Source organism: Candidatus Melainabacteria bacterium, assembly GCA_003963305.1.
Classification (GTDB): domain Bacteria; phylum Cyanobacteriota; class Vampirovibrionia; order Obscuribacterales; family Obscuribacteraceae; genus PALSA-1081.
Genome location: RXJR01000032.1, coordinates 258,856 through 274,534 on the forward strand (window position 1 = coordinate 258,856; position 15,679 = coordinate 274,534).

At 50.9% G+C, this 15,679-nt stretch carries 12 protein-coding genes; 5 read left to right on the plus strand and 7 right to left on the minus strand.

Going from position 1 to position 15,679, the window contains the following annotated elements:
- Positions 1-77 precede the first annotated feature (77 nt).
- On the plus strand, positions 78-608 hold the full coding sequence (gene ruvC / locus EKK48_28965) for a crossover junction endodeoxyribonuclease RuvC (protein RTL35713.1): 531 nt from the start codon (positions 78-80) through the stop codon (positions 606-608).
- Here the strand turns inward: ruvC and EKK48_28970 are convergent.
- Together EKK48_28970 and EKK48_28975 are read right to left on the minus strand one after the other, a co-directional pair.
- Entirely contained in the window at positions 598-1,518 is a 921-nt protein-coding gene (locus tag EKK48_28970) for a cobalamin-binding protein (GenBank protein ID RTL35714.1), read from the minus strand. The genes ruvC and EKK48_28970 overlap by 11 nt on opposite strands.
- Before the next feature lie 23 nt (positions 1,519-1,541).
- On the minus strand, positions 1,542-2,633 hold the full coding sequence (locus EKK48_28975; protein ID RTL35773.1) for an alpha-hydroxy-acid oxidizing protein: 1,092 nt from the start codon (positions 2,631-2,633) through the stop codon (positions 1,542-1,544).
- 663 nt (positions 2,634-3,296) lie between these two features.
- On the opposite strand from EKK48_28975, the gene EKK48_28980 reads away from it, so the two are divergent.
- A complete protein-coding gene (locus EKK48_28980; protein RTL35715.1) occupies positions 3,297-4,022 on the plus strand; it encodes a response regulator transcription factor in 726 nt (241 codons plus the stop codon).
- On the plus strand, positions 4,022-5,731 hold the full coding sequence (locus tag EKK48_28985; protein RTL35716.1) for a HAMP domain-containing histidine kinase: 1,710 nt from the start codon (positions 4,022-4,024) through the stop codon (positions 5,729-5,731). Before EKK48_28980 ends, EKK48_28985 begins: the two co-directional genes overlap by 1 nt.
- 56 nt (positions 5,732-5,787) lie before the next feature.
- On the opposite strand, the gene EKK48_28990 is transcribed toward EKK48_28985, so the two are convergent.
- Positions 5,788-6,075 (minus strand): hypothetical protein, encoded by a 288-nt coding sequence (locus EKK48_28990; GenBank protein ID RTL35717.1) that lies wholly within the window; start codon positions 6,073-6,075, stop codon positions 5,788-5,790.
- A 511-nt stretch (positions 6,076-6,586) separates the two neighbouring features.
- Between EKK48_28990 and EKK48_28995 the strand changes: the two genes are divergently transcribed.
- Positions 6,587-7,324, plus strand: a complete 738-nt coding sequence (locus EKK48_28995) for a hypothetical protein (protein RTL35718.1) — start codon at positions 6,587-6,589, stop codon at positions 7,322-7,324.
- Between the two features lie 254 nt (positions 7,325-7,578).
- A complete protein-coding gene (locus tag EKK48_29000; GenBank protein RTL35719.1) occupies positions 7,579-11,361 on the plus strand; it encodes a hypothetical protein in 3,783 nt (1,260 codons plus the stop codon).
- Positions 11,362-11,378: 17 nt separating this feature from the next.
- On the opposite strand, the gene EKK48_29005 is transcribed toward EKK48_29000, so the two are convergent.
- The 4 genes from EKK48_29005 to EKK48_29020 all read right to left on the minus strand — a co-directional run bounded on the left by EKK48_29005 (position 11,379) and on the right by EKK48_29020 (position 15,603).
- Positions 11,379-13,031, minus strand: coding sequence for a hypothetical protein (locus EKK48_29005; GenBank protein RTL35720.1), 1,653 nt, complete (start codon positions 13,029-13,031; stop codon positions 11,379-11,381).
- A 37-nt stretch (positions 13,032-13,068) separates the two neighbouring features.
- A complete protein-coding gene (locus tag EKK48_29010; protein RTL35721.1) occupies positions 13,069-13,581 on the minus strand; it encodes a hypothetical protein in 513 nt (170 codons plus the stop codon).
- 100 nt (positions 13,582-13,681) lie between these two features.
- Entirely contained in the window at positions 13,682-14,806 is a 1,125-nt protein-coding gene (locus EKK48_29015) for a hypothetical protein (GenBank protein RTL35722.1), read from the minus strand.
- A gap of 134 nt (positions 14,807-14,940) precedes the next feature.
- Positions 14,941-15,603, minus strand: a complete 663-nt coding sequence (locus tag EKK48_29020) for a hypothetical protein (protein ID RTL35723.1) — start codon at positions 15,601-15,603, stop codon at positions 14,941-14,943.
- Positions 15,604-15,679: the final 76 nt, after the last annotated feature.

Genomic DNA, 15,679 nt, shown 5'->3' on the forward strand with positions numbered 1-15,679 from the left:
TGTTTGCGTGACCGTGATTTATAGGCGTTTACCTTAGGCACAGAAAGGCGATTAGTCTGAACAGTGAATCACAAGGATTGCGAATTCTCGGGATAGATCCTGGCACTGCCACTGTTGGATATGGTGTGGTGCAATCGACCGGTGGTGGCGGTAAGGCATCGCTCCGTTATATCGCATCCGGAATAATCAAAACGACGAATAGAGACACCACTGGCGACAGGCTCTCTATTATACGAACAGATATGCTAAGTCTCATCAGCGAATATAAGCCTGATGTCGTTTCTGTTGAAGCGTTGTTCTTTTTCAAGAATGCAAAGACGTTGGTTCCTGTCGCTCAAGCGCGCGGAGTAATTCTCGAAGCGGCGGCGTGCATGGGGCTTCCGACCTATGAATACACCCCCATGCAGGTCAAATTACATCTCACCGGGCACGGTCGAGCTGAGAAATATACAGTGCAACTAATCATTGCGCAGCTGTTAAATTTGCCAGAAATAATCAAGCCAGACGACGCTTCAGACGCCCTGGCAATCGCAGTGTGCCATGCCAGAATGTCGCCGATAACTACGGTCAGCTCGCAGTTGCAGGCTGGTCAGCAACTCAGTACTTAATCCAGCCTGTGCCCTGGTGACCGAAGTTGAAGAGGGTGGGATGCAATATCTCCGCCATGATTTCCAGTGATTCAACAGCCCGTGGCCCCGGTCGGTTGAAATATTGATTACCGTCAGCGACATACACATGCCCGCTCTTCACAGCCTTGAGGGTTTTGTAGCTGGGCTTGTCAGATAGCAAATGCATCTCTTCAAGAGTTCTTTTTATATCGAAACCGCAGGGCGTCACGACGATGAAATCCGGATCATCCTTCTCTACCTGCTCCCAGGTCATCCAGGGAGAATGCTTTCCGGCCTCGCCGTACAAGTTCACCCCACCTGCCATTTCTATCAATTCAGGCATCCAGTTTCCGGCTGCCATCAACGGCTCGATCCACTCGATGCAGGCGACAGTCGGTTTCTTCTCAGTCTTTCGGGCAGCCTCCTGCGAGATTTGGTCCATCCGCTCTTTGTAGGAACGAACCAGCTCGACCCCTGTCTGCCTGGCACCCAGCGACGTCGCGACACGATCGATATCCAACCAGATATCTTCCAGGCAATTCGGCTCAAGCGAAATAATCTTCGGCCGAGACCTGATCGTCTCGCACGCCGCCGCCTCGACATCTTTCAAACTGACCGCACAAACTTCACATTGCGCTTGAGTGATGATGTGCGAGGGCGCCAGCTGGTCAAGAAGATCTGCATCTACTCGATATACGCTCACAGCTTCCTGAAGGATTGCCTTGACGCGCTGATCGATTTCATAACTGGTGCCATCAGTTTTAAACTTAGGACTCGTACATTGCGGCAGATCTTTGACCTGCGGCGGATAATCACACTCATGAGATCGTCCAACCAGCTCAGAGCCGAAACCAAGCGCGTAAACGATTTCGGTGGCACTGGCGATAAGGGATACGATTCTATTGGTCATTATCTTTACTCACGGCGCGACTTCTATCGGCGATATTTAGCATCGATCAGATCAGGTGTAATATCGGCGATGGTCGGACATCCACTCAACGCCATTGCCAGATCGAACTCTGATCTCAACATTTCCAAGACGGTTTGTACCCCGCTTTGACCGGCCACAGCCAACCCCCAGAGCATCGGTCGGCCGATTAAGACAGCCCTCGCTCCAAGCGCGATCGCTTTCAAAACGTCAGTACCTCGACGGATGCCACCATCCATAAATATTTCAACACGCCCGCCTACGGCGTCCACCACTTCAGGAAGAGCGCGAATAGTAGGGATAGTGGTATCGAGCTGACGCCCGCCATGATTGGAAACAATGATTCCATCGGCACCATATTCGATGGCACGCTCGGCATCATCACCGCGCAAAATTCCTTTTACGAGAACAGGCAGTTTCGTAATCGACTTGAACCAGGCAAGATCTTTCCAGGCCAGACTCGTGTCGTACAGGGATGAGATGTATGCAGCCAAGCCCGATTCAGCAGAGTCACCCGGAAGCTGTTCAAGATAATTTCCGATAAAGTTTTTGCAGACCAGACCGGCCGGTAACTTGAACTTGTTGCGCACATCACGCTCGCGGCGCCCCAGCAAGGGCGAGTCGACGGTCAAGACGAGTGCCGTATATCCAGACGCTTCCGCCCTCTCTACCAGGCTTCTTGTTACGTCCTTATCTTTATATACGTAGAGTTGAAACCAGAGGTTCTCAGAAGTGGCGGCTCGCACTTCTTCAATCGAATGATTCGACAGAGTGCTTAGAATCATGGTGGTGCCAAACTTTTCTGCCGCGCGTGCCGTCGCAAGTTCACCGTCAGCATGAGCCAGTCCTTGAAATGCCGCAGGCGCGATCAGAATCGGAGCTGAAACATTGCGACCAAGTACTGTTGTTGCCATGCTGCGATTGCTTACATCAATGAGCATCCGTGGTCTCAGCCAGATATCCTGAAATGCTGCCATATTGGCACGCAATGTATTCTCGTCACAGGCACCACTAGAATAATAATCGTAGGCGAGAGTAGTAAGTTTAGTTTTCGCCACCTCTTCCAGGTCGAAAATGTTGATCGACGTGTTGGGCATTTCCAGATTCTTCACAGAAATCTTCCTGTCTGTTTGGGTTATTTTGAGCTGGAGCAAACTCCAGCTATGCACTGGCTATTGCTTGAAAGTAGGTCGTTTGACGACTCCTGCAGTGCAGCCTTGAAATGCATTGCTGTGCTAGTTTACCGCGATTAGCAAAAAAAGCAGACAAGCCAACGCCCAGTTGGCGATGGCTAATCTGTTGACGCGGGAGAAAACCCAAAACGCTTTACTCTTCAACCTTAGCAAGCGTTGTTGGCAAATTTATGACATTTTCCATCTCACCTGTCGAAAAATCTAAATCGCTCAGAAATTATCGTAGTTATCACGAACTCGCGCCATAATCGCTTCCATTTCATCGAGCTGACGCTTAAATTCCTTTCTTTGATTGAGAGCAGCCTTACATTCCTGCTCAACAAAAATAAAACCGATTCCTGCAAGGGGAAACAAAACAACTGAGGTTAGTATTGCCAGTCCACACATAATAATTCTCGCCGAAGGGATTGCCGTTTTGCACTTCGTTGGACACAAACTGGTGTCGCCGACTGTCTAATTAAGCAGCATCTCTGTAAAGGCATTATGTTGACAAACCCTCCTTCTTTTAAGATTTTGTAAAGACGCAAAAGCTTGATATGATGCGGAAGATGGAACACCGGACGTACTATGCAAACACCGAACACAATCACGCGTTTACTGCTTGTCGATGACGACGAAAAATTTTGTCGCCTGATTTCGGATTATCTGTCGCGATTTGGATACGAAGTGCATGCGGTGCACAGTGGCACTGAAGGCGTGCAGGTAGCTAAAGATGACTCCTGGCATGCAATTATTCTGGATGTGATGCTTCCGGGAATGGATGGGTTCGAGGTACTGCAGAAGCTGCGTGAATCCATTGCAACGCCGGTACTGATGCTGACTTCACTGGGAGAAGAAACTGACCGTATCGTTGGTCTGGAGCTAGGTGCCGACGATTACTTGCCCAAAACATCATCACCGCGTGAATTGCTGGCCAGATTGCGCGCCGTGTTGCGTCGTGCCACACGACCACTGCCGGAAACAGCCGAGCAACCAGCGCAAGAAATTGTGATCGGACCGATTCGCATCAATCTCGGCGCACGAGTGGCTTTTCTTGACGAGGAAACGCTGCCACTAACTCCAGTGGAATTCGATATTCTCGTTGTTCTGGCAAATTCGCGAGGGCGCGTCAAATCTAGAGAAGAGTTGATCAACGAAATTCGAGATCGAAACTACGACGTATACGATCGTTCTATTGATGTCCACGTTTCTGCATTGAGAAAAAAGCTGCACGACGATCCTAAATCTCCAAAGTTTATTCGCACAGTTCGTGCGGCAGGATATATGCTGATCCACCCAAATGAGAAACTCTGATGAAAGTGCGGTTTCCACTCTATGCGCAAACGATCAGTTTTCTGCTGATTCACTTGATACTACTTTTGGTGCTCTTTCTAGCTCTCTTCAATACCAAGTTCGGTCCGGGCTGGGACGCAGTTTTATCAAGCCCGATGGGCGATCGCGTGGAAGCAATCGGCTGGGTGATTCAAAAGCAACTGGAAGTAAACAAGCAAGGCGAGTGGAATAATGTACTGGAAGAATTCGGAAAGTTCTACGGCGTCGATTTCTATCTTTTTGATTTTTCGGGCAAACAACTGGCAGGTCAATCGATCACTCTGCCTGAATCAGTTGAGCACGAGGTAGTACGACGCCGTCGCATTGGACCTGGCGCACCGGGCGGGAACGATCGCGAGGGTCCGCCGCCGGGTGCACATCTACCCGGAGCGATACCAGATGATGGACCGTTGGGTGCTCATCCACCTGGTGCCGCTCCCGTAGATGGACCGGTGGGCGCACATCCACCCGGTCCCGCTCCCGCAGATGGACCGCCGGGTGCACATCCACCCGGTCCAGCTCCCGCAGATGGACCGTTGGGTGCTCATCCACCCGGTCCCGCTCCGGCAGATGCGTCACAGCCTGAAGGTCCGCCACCGGGCGCGGTGCGACATCGATTCCGCGGTCGCTTCATTTTGCACAGCACAGCTCCCGATAAGTTCTGGATCGGCATTCGAATTCCGATTTCGCGGAACAATCACATCGTGCCAGGTACGTTGCTTGCCTCTGCCGATAACCTCTGGCAGACCGGCGTCTTCTTCGATTTCAAACCAGTGCTTATTCTCGTTGGCGGCGTTCTGCTTTTGTCAGTAACTTTCTGGTGGCCGTTCGCTTACAGAATTACAAGGGCGCTTGCCGAAATGACAAAAGTGACAGAAAAAATTGCTGAAGGTCGTTTCGAGTCACGAGTCAAAGTAAACAAATGGGACGAAATAGGCTCGATGGGCGAGGCGGTAAATCAGTTAGCTTCGCGGCTTAACACTTTTGTGACGGGCGAAAAACGCTTTCTTGGCGATATTGCTCACGAACTTTCATCACCACTGGCGCGCCTGCAAATCGGATTGGAGTTGCTCGAAACTACTGCCACCAGCGAACAAGAATCAATGCTCAACGACATTCGAGAAGAAGTGGAAGAGATGACTCACCTGATAAACGAATTGCTCGCCTTCTCGAAGGCGGGACTGCAAGGCAAAGAAATTGAATTGAAGCCGATCAATCTTTCGGAACTTCTCAGCAGCGTGACACTTAAAACAGCATCCGAACAAATTGTGAAACTAGACATTGAAAAAGATCTTTGCGTGCTGGGAGATCAGATGTTGCTGGAGCGAGCTTTCGGCAATGTCTTCCGCAACGCAGTGCGTTACGCGTCGGCAGACGGAGACATAAAGGTAAAAGCGAACAGAGCGGGCAGAGACATAAGCATAATCACGTCAGACAATGGTCCCGGCGTGCCACCGGCAGCGCTCGAACATCTCACCGAACCATTTTTCAGACCGGAACCTTCACGCAGTCGAAGCTCAGGAGGAACGGGGCTGGGGCTGGCAATAGTTCAAACTTGCATCGAATCTTGCAACGGCTCGCTCTCGATTCGCAACAAGCAACCAAGAGGTCTCGAAGTCGAAATTCGACTGCAAGCGGCAGAAAACACTGCGCCGGTCGCTTCGGCGCCTAAAAAATCCGACGCTTCTTAATCAGGACCGCTTTCGCTCCCAAAATCGGACTTCTCGTAGATCAAGATTGATTCGACTTAAAAAATCCGACGTCTCGTGATCAAATTTCCAATTACGATGACCATAGATACGAGCCCGGCAGCCTGTCCAACACGCTGAGCTTGCCATGCACCGGAGCCGACATTATGACGCTCTGGCTCTTTGACTAACTGAACCTTGGGAATCACAGCTTTATTGGCACAAGTGTTGACGATGTCTCGAACTCCGTCCACAGGACCCTGAATCAGAGTATGCGCAAATGATTCCGTGAAACCGCCGACTAAGTCGTTGTCGCGACTTTCATCTCTGCAACCGTCTTCGCTCATGTATGCACCTCGCACGCAATCTCTGATTTGAGTTTCTCTGCACTCGATTTTATCCGAACTGCGGTAGAGCAAGAGCGCCCGGAGGATAAAATTCACGACCGCGAGATTAAACCTGTGAAGTGTCGACTTTACTCTTCATCCCACGGCAAAACACTTGCGCTTCAGGGCTTTTCAGCCTTTACAATTCCTTTGCAAAAATCCCTCCAAAAAACATATCTGCTTTACGAGCTTGCGATTAGATAAGTAATGTCGGCAGTTGCACTGTTGATTCGCGAAACAAGCGACGTATCTAACGGAGCTGCATGAAAAAAGAGGTAGACTCGAAACTGGACATCAACAAAAAATATCCCGTCGAGGAATTCAAAATTGCTGTCTTTGTTTTATTCTTAGTTCTGCTGATTTTAATTGCAGTATCGGTAGTAATGGTAACGTCGTCGAACCATCCCGGAGTTTCAATGATCTAGGACAACGCCAAGAATTAAAGTGATTCAGTCACAATTACAAATGACGCATGAAATGGAGTTCTACAATGAAATTATCAAACGCACTTTTCGCCAACGTTTTACTGGCCGGCGGTCTACTTGCAGTTCCAGCAATGGCCGTAGAAAACAAGGATGCCACTTTATCTAGTGGCACAAGGGCAGATGTGATTGCAGAAGGTCCTGGTGGCGGCGGCGGTGACCACCATGATTGGAAGAAACCGAGAATGACTGATGATCAGCTAATTCAGATGGCAGCATTAAAAGACAAATATCTGTCATCCACAGCTTCACAAAGAGATCAGCTGGAAGCATTGCATCGCCAACTTAGAACCGCACTGGCGAAACCCGAGATCAACCGGTCCGAAGTGCTTTCGATACAGTCTCAGATGAACTCAATCCGAGATGATCTGGACACCAAGAAGATGAACAACAAGTTGGACTTTATTGCACTTTTGACACCAGAGCAAAAAGACCACTTCAGACATCACATGCTCATCGCTAATGCTTTTGGCGGCGGCCACGGGTCATGGGGCCACGGGGGAGGATGTGGCGGAGGCGGCTTCCATGGTCGGGGTGGTCACCATCACCACGGTCCGAGAATGGGCGCGGGCGGACCTGCCGGACCAGAGGGTCCTGGAGGTCCAGGCGGACCGGGCGCCCCAGGCGGGGCTCCCAGATTGGGCTTCGACGGCGACGGTCCGGGACCGCTGGCATTCGATGCGCCGGACGCAGGATTCATGGGACCGGACGGTCCAGACGGCGAATAAACCTGGCACAGACTACAAACCTGGCACAGACTATATCCACAGGAAGAGCCGGCCGCACAAAGCAGCCGGCTCTTGCCGTATGACCCGCGCTCTGACATCTGACACCGACGGGCCCAGGGACAAATATTCCTGTCCGTACAGTTTGGTAATGTCCTGGTAATGTTGGCAACCTATATTCATAGTGCCAACTAACCCAGCCCCTTACTAGATCATTTGCTCCGGCAGATAGCCCGCAGGCTGCCGAAGGATTTTATATGTCAGATAAAGTCGAAAAAGTCGAAAAAGCTGAAAGACAGCCAGCCCAGCGCCCAGTAGTCGACATGACCACGCGCGATCCAGGCACCGACACCACTCGCTCTGCCGCCGACACCGCCGCGCTGGTCAAGCAAGGCGTAGTCGCTAATCTGACGCTGGTCGATGGCAAAGCCCAAACCCTGACGCCTGAAGCAGTCTCGAAAGATGCTGAATTGCTCCACGCCGCTCTCACAAAGACCAAACTTTTCGGTGCAATCAGCAGCCCTGACGCCGCCACCGTCGAAAACATTCTCGACCCAACCAACAAAAAAGACCGCGCCGCCCTCGAAGCCAAATACGAGCAACTCTACGGATCGAAGCTCCGCGACGATGTTAAAAAGTACCTGGGCGGAGATGGAGTTGCCTTCCGCACAGTCGAATCAATGCTCAATCGCACAGACAACCGCACCAATTTCGGCGGCAACCTCGAAGTAGCAATGGAAACAACAAAAGTCGACCCTGAGAAAGGAAATCGCCTTCTCCGCGCCGCCGTCGGTAGCTTGAATTCAGACCAGATTTCCCAGATGGCTGTCGACCTGCAGAAGGTCGATGGCGCGAAGCCTCTTACCGATCTTGTGCCTGCCAATGCCACAGAACAGCAACGTCGTGAGCTGACACTGGGCTTGGACATCGCTAAGAGCGGACGTCAACCAGCCAACGAAACAGAAAGAGCCGCTTACAACGCTTATCAGAAAGCATACGTCGATCGCACCATCAGCGAAACTCCTGGATTGAGCGACGCTAACCGCCAGGTACTGGGCATCATGACTCAGGGCGTCGATCACAGATCAGCCGAAGACGTAAAAAAGATGGCTAACATCGCACTGGGCTCCGGCGACTTGAAAATGTTCGCCGACGCAGTCAACGGCGATACACCAGCCGCGATCGAAGCTCGCAAACAGCTTTCCGGTGATCCCGCTTTCGTTAAACAGTACAACGAAAAATTCATCAACAACGCCAATCAGACCCAGGCAGATGTCGCCAACGATTTGCTCAAAGATGGAAAGGTTTCCATCCCAACAATCATCAAAGGCGACTCCAACATCCTCTTCGGTTTACTCGACAATCCAAAAAACATCGACCTCGCCGCATCAAGCTCTACACCGAAAGAACAGAAAGATTTCAGTGCCGGTAAAGAACTCGCTTTGAGCGGACGCAAACCAGCCAACGAACAAGAATCCGCCGCCCTTGATTATTACAACAAAGTTCAACAGGCGATGAAAGAAGCCGGTATGGACCCGAAGCAACGCGCCATCACTGAAGATGAAATCGCACACGGCGGCAAGACCCTCATCTCCAGACTCGCCGAGCTCGACAAACCAAGCACATTGGGCTTCGGTGGCGGTCACACTACTCAGGACTTGATGCGCGCTATCGAGAACATGTCACCAGCTGACTATCAGCTCCTGAAAGATCCTGCTTACAAACGCGATTTGCTCGCATCGACATGGACTTATGAAAAGAACGAAGACGTAAACCGCCGCATTCAGAACATGATTGAAGCCAAAGCCAGCGCTCCGAACTTCGAAGCCTCGCAGGGCATCAAGCGCACCGTCTGGGAAGTCTACAAAGATACTCAGACCGGCGGCGCTTCCGACAAAGACCTCGCCAGCGCCATCGCCAGCATGTCACCGAAAGATGCAGCGATGTATAAATCAGATGCCGACTACCGCAAGAGAATCGACGACATCGTCAACAACAGCATGTATAACGGTGCTCAGGATCTCGCCAAGTCGGTTCTCGCTCAGGTTGCTCAAACTGGCAAGCCAGCCGAATTGTCAACGCTGCAGCAAATTCAGAAGAACACTATGGACGGTGCCACACCGCGCCAGCAAATTGACCTGGTCGAAAAACTGTTAGCAGACCCCAAAGTCAGAGAAGGACTGGCAAAGCCATGGACTGAGCAGACCGACGAAGAAAAGAAAATGAAAGCGGCGATCATCGACGCCATTCCGACAGCCATGAGACCCAACCACCCGCTCTTCCAGGAAGGGCGCGTTCCACTGGGTGACAAGGTTGCATTCGGCGTTCCAGTAAACCAACTCTACCCGGACATTGCCCGCCTTCCAGAAGCGCAAAGAGCACAATTCTCCAACCTTCTTAATGATTCTGAGAAGCAGATTCTCAACAACGTCATCGCTCAGAGTGGACAGGAAAGACTGGAAGACAGAATGCGCGCCATCGTCGTGAGCGGCGGCTCTTACAAAGACATTCAAGGCGAACTGGCCAAACTTACTACAGACGAACAAAAGAAAGCTCTCCTGAACGCTTACGAAAACAAGTACCACAGCAATCTCTCGAACGATTACATGCCGTTGGTCGATGCTGCCGACAAAGTTCAATTTCAGAACTACTTGAGACCGGTCGGTGACGGAAACCAAACAGCTTTCGAACATGCGAAAACCACTGACGGACTGACACGTTTCGCATTCGATGCCAGTGCCCAGACCGTAGAGCGTGCACTGCAGATCGAAAAAGGAATGCTCTCACAGTTCCAGGCACTCAACAAACAACTGCCGCAGGAAATGCAAGAGAAGATCAACACCCTGATCACAGAAGCCGTCGATCAAAACCGCGCTGCCCCTATTGAAGAAATCAAGGCACTGGGCAAGGCTGCAGTTGATGTGGCAGCGGTCGTCGCTACCATCTACACCCTGGGCGGAAGCGCAGCACTCGCAGCCAGCATTCGCGCTGGTGAAGCTGCTGCCACAGTTGTGAGCAGAGCAGTCGCGGAGCGTACAGCCGCAGCAATTTTGGAAAGACAAGCCGCTGCGCCAGTTGTTGAGAGCCTGGTTGCTGCAGACAGAGTCGCAGCGGTTGCAGAACCAATCGTCGCTGCTGACAGAACCGTCGCCGCTGTCGAACCGGTCGTTCAAGCAGTCAAGCCGGTTGTTCAGGCGGTCGAACCAGTCGTCGCTGCTGATAGATCTGTAGCCGCAGTCGAGCCCGTTGTTCAAGCAGTTGAACCGGTTGTTCAAGCAGTCAAGCCGGTTGTTCAGGCAGTCGAACCAGTCGTCGCTGCTGATAGAACTGTCGCCGCAGTCGAGCCCGTTGTTCAGGCAGCCAAGCCTGTTGTTCAGGCGGTCGAACCAGTCGTCGCTGCTGACAGAACCGTTGCCGCAGTCGAACCAGTCGTCGCTGCTGACAGAACCGTCGCCGCAGTGGAACCAGTCGTCGCTGCTGACAGAACCATCGCCGCAGTCGAACCAGTCGTCGCTGCCGACAGAACCGTCGCCGCAGTGGAACCAGTCGTCGCCGCTGACAGAACCGTCGCCGCAGTCGAACCAGTCGTCGCTGCTGACAGAACCGTCGCCGCACTGGGAGCCGCCGACAAAGTCGCCCGCGCAATCGAGCCAGCAGTGGTAGCTGGAGCGGCTCTCACCGCAGCAGCTGTAACTGAAATCGCGACAAAACCTGAGCCAGTCAAGCAAGAAATCACACCACCAACGGTACCAACCGATAAGCTGATGGCACTCGCCACGGTTCGCAGAGGCGAAGGACCTTTCCAATCGGCAGAGCGCATCCTCAGCGCCGATGGAAAGCGTCACAGCATCGATGAAGTGATGGCTCTGACCCGCGCACTGCAACGCAATTTCTCACCCGAGCGCAATGGCAACCACGACATGAAAGGCTTGAAAGTAAACTATCAATTCATCACCAAAGATAACTTCGCCGCTATCATTGCCGACGTTAAGAACCCACAGGTCAAAGCCCAGCTTATGAAGATGGCATTGGCTTCCTAATCTGCTGAATCGAAAGTTCAAATCGGCGGAATAGAACGCTTGCGAAATTTAATCTCAACGCCGACTGATGGATTGGAATAGCTGGGTCGCACAGCACCGCCGATGGGTCCCGCATCGAATTGAACTGCATTTGCCAGGTCTTCGGAGATTGAGTTGCGATCGGTATCAGCAGGAGAAGCCATATCGGCAGTAATCCGCAAGGGCTCGCCAGCATGTTTACCACCGTTGATCCGCCCAGGTTGGTAGACAAAGTCACGGATGGAGCAATCATATGCAGTTCCAAGGGACTCATCGATAGCAAGGAGACCAGATACTGCATACCATTGTTTGTGGCTCACCGGAAGAGTAAGAGATTTCGAGATCCTCATCGACTCCAAAATCACATTTCCGTCTGAGTTAAAGCGAAGCATGTCTGCGTGAGCTTCTCCATCAACACTTAACGGCAAATCGAATGCAGCAAAGAGTGATTCCAGATTTATCGAGCATCCGCCGCGCCTGATCCAGTCATACACTGCTATGCGTTGCAGCTGCCCCATCGGTGGCCGCGCGAAATTTATCAACGGAAGCGAGACTTTGATAAGTTGATCCGGAGGACTATCATCAAGAATGGACTGCTGAGTGCGATCTGCGGGACCTTTTGCCAGTCGTGGGTTAGTGAGCAGAGAAGCGAGCGTTGTCAGTCCGTGAATTGATCCATTTGGAAAGGTCAGCATCAAGGCACCAGGGAACAATGGGCGATCAGACACAACTCCAGGCTCTGCGCTAGCTGTGGCCCTCAGCCGGGTTTGATCCACGGCGCCTCTAAGTCCCGAATACTCGACCTCTTGCACAGCATCACAACGGACTATTGATGGAATGAAATAGGGAAGATCTGACAAATTCTCTTTGAAGTCTTTTGACTCTACGAGACAAGTCGCGTTCGACATGGCTGCAAAGACAAAATCCTTATCTTTATATCGGCAATTGACATACGCTTTGTAGCATCCACCTTCTTGCTTATCTGGCGAATCAAGATTCGCATAGCGCGTAGGTTTCGGAATAGGAGTCGAGGTAGTCAAATCTTCTATGCAACCCAGCGTCAACACCATCGACCCAGGCACCAAGATCGACTTGCCACCATTCATCCGAATCTGATTGGAATTGTATGCCTCTATAGCATCCTTGAGAGGTTCGACCAGGGCACCATCGATATCTTTACCTCTGCCACCGGGTCTGATAGACATTCGTAACTCGTCTACAAGTTTGTCTTTCACTACGTTGACTTGAGCATAATCTCGTTCAGCACACTTTTGCATGATCGGATCTTGAAGAAGATCGGCAATAATCAAGTCAAGCCGCGCTGTCGCAAGCAGCGTGTTAATGCCTCTTACAGGTAAGAAGTATCCATCTTGCGCCAAAGTACCTTTGCCAGTGGGAGGGTAATCCGACAAACAAACAAAACCAATTGCATCATCTTCGATTACGATTCGACTCAAGTCATTAGCCGCCGCCAGTGCTGCTGCCTGTATCGAAGTCACCTGTTCATGATGACTGCCCAATAACCTCACGTAACTGAGACCAAACATCGCAAAAACAAGGACTATACCCAAGAAAACTGCCACCACTAGTGCAAGCATGCTGCCAGACTGCGAACGCGAACGCTTACTATGGAAACTCAAAACCTCGGTCATCGGCGTCAATCCTCTTCAAGCATTCCATCGGTCTGCATCATTGAAGTCTCCAGGGCAAGGCATTCTTCGGCTGGATAACATTTATGCAGTTTCGCTCGATGAAGCTAGTGGGAAATGCTGTATGCGGCAAAAGCAGGAATTCAAAATCGCTTGACGACCAAAAGAGTTCGTCTGACACTCCCAGACAATTGAGAAACTCCATCTCAGCGATTGTGCCGGCGTTTTTGAACCTATATTCGCCATAGAGGCTTGCGGAGTGGCTGTGAATGAACCAGCAACCTGCTCTTCTACTGACGAAGACCCTACCCATGCACAATTTCTCCTGAATCTCGCGTCTGTGCAATTCGAATAAAGCTTCGAGTTGAGGTTTTCGAATCTCCTTGTAGCGGCGATATGCGGATGCTCGGATCGATGCATCCCAACACTGCAAGGCTAGAAGTGTGAGCTTTCCAATTGACTGCATGTGCATGCATGCCGCTAGTAAATCAGACTCCAAACTATACGAGCCTGAGCCGATGTTTCCACCGATTGTACACTCGAGACCAATCATGATGAACTCCTATGTTTACCACCACCATTGGTATTATTGTCGCTGCATAAAGTTGGAAATTCCGGTGATACGCCTTAGAAGAAATCGACCTGGGCTGAATCTATTTCAGTGCTGTCACGACTACTCTGACAGTGATACTACCGAGATTGTTATCAAACCAGTCGGGCGACGATCCAGGTCCGTCAGGGCCGTCATTTGTTCCCAGATACAGCCGACCCGATGTGGGCGGTATAAAATTGATGCTTCCACGCCCCAGGAAAAACGGAGGATTACCGTCGCCTGCTTTGCCCAGTAATGAACCAGGCGGAAAACCTGTATTGTTGAACGGATGTCCATAAAAGTCCTCAAACTTTTTGTTGCCATCAGCATCCCAGGTTGGACGAAATCCGGTATCAGGATCTTGCCAGACGCTCCACTCACCGACAGCTCTGTAATCAATCCAGACACGATTTTTGCTGCCGACATTCATCTTGGTATCGAACCACTTCCAATTTTTCGCGTTGATCAGGAACACCTCTTCGTCAACAACCGTTTGCCCGGCTTTCTCAATGTCATGATAGATAGTCGGGTAATCCCAGCCGCTATCTATCAGGTCGGTTAACTCCCCGGGAATGTCCAGACCACTGACCCTGAGGTTAACTGGTGAAGTTCCACCCGAGAGAGAGAGAATCTTATCGAATTCGGCAAGACCAAGTGGATACTCAGCGAGATCTTGAGCACACATCGAGATCCGACACGGCACTCCAAGACCTGGTATCTTCCCAATAATAGGAATAAACGTGATCGGCAGGAGTGGTTCGACATCGTAAGTAGACTCGGCCTTGTACTCATAGAGCCAGTTCGTGGTATCAATTGGAACGTTTACCGGTGAGTTTGGTCCGTATTGAACAGACCGACCGCTAACGCTGCAACTGGTTGCTTGAACAAATAGATTCGTTCCTGTGTCCGCATGTCCACTGACCGGGCGCAGGTGAAGAAAACGGTGTAATCCGTCAGCATTAAGCCGCTTCAACTCACTCGACATTGAAGACAGCGCTTTTTTGTAAGACTGTTGCGCAGCGGCTCTTTCTGCAGCCACTTTGGCAGTTAGAAAAATAGTTGAGCAGGCTATTCCAAGTGAAACCATGTTAACGAGCGGAAACACCGCCATCATAAAGAGGACAAACAGACTAAGTGGAATCTCTGCAGCGGACCCGCGCTGTCTATTGGAAATACGAGTGGTCATAGTTCTTGTACCCGATTACATTTCTAGAACAGACGCTAAACATAGAAACGCAGTAAACTCAGCAATTGACATCTCCAGCATACCCCGAGATTCGAGTATCGAACAGCGCCGTGTCCGAGCTGTGACTGCTCCACCTAATACACAGACGGCAAGTCATTGAACCAGACGTTATGCGGTGCTGGCGGTGTGAGACTGGGTGGAATTCCTTGTTTTATATGCAAATTGTTTATCGCGACATCGTAAGGAAACTGCCAAATCGGCATCGTATGTTTGGGCTGTACGATCGGAATGTACAGCGAAGGTCCGGTCTGGGAATCTTCGTAAGAATAGGGATAAGGACTGATAGCAACTGCAGCTGTCACCCGGTTCGCTGGCAGAACCGCCACGGCTTTGTCTTCCATGCCAATAGATACGGGCAAGGACATGCCTTCGATAAGTGGAAGATCGATTGTGGCGTTGAGAATTACAGCGTCATTGTCATCAACCTGAACAGTTTTTGTAGTGACCTTCAGATTCTGTCCCTTCAGACCAGAGCGGGCGCACAGTTTTTTTAACATCAATTCCGCCTGTTTTTGATCATCATCGTGCTCCGGCCGATTAACGATGTATTCGGCGGTTTGATTCATTACAAACGACAACTTTTGCTTGTAGATGCAACCTAATCCGGTGTCAACAAGACATACAACGATAAGTATAGTTACCGGAATGATCATCAAGAGGTCTGCAGTGGCGAATGTCATTCCGCTGCAGCGTCGGCCTCGAATCCTAGCGAGTTCGTTCTTCAATTTTTTTGACATGGCACTTTCCCATCAAACCGGAGAATTTGTTGCCTCGGGTGCAGCCGTGGGCTAACATTCCTATCTTGACCCTAAG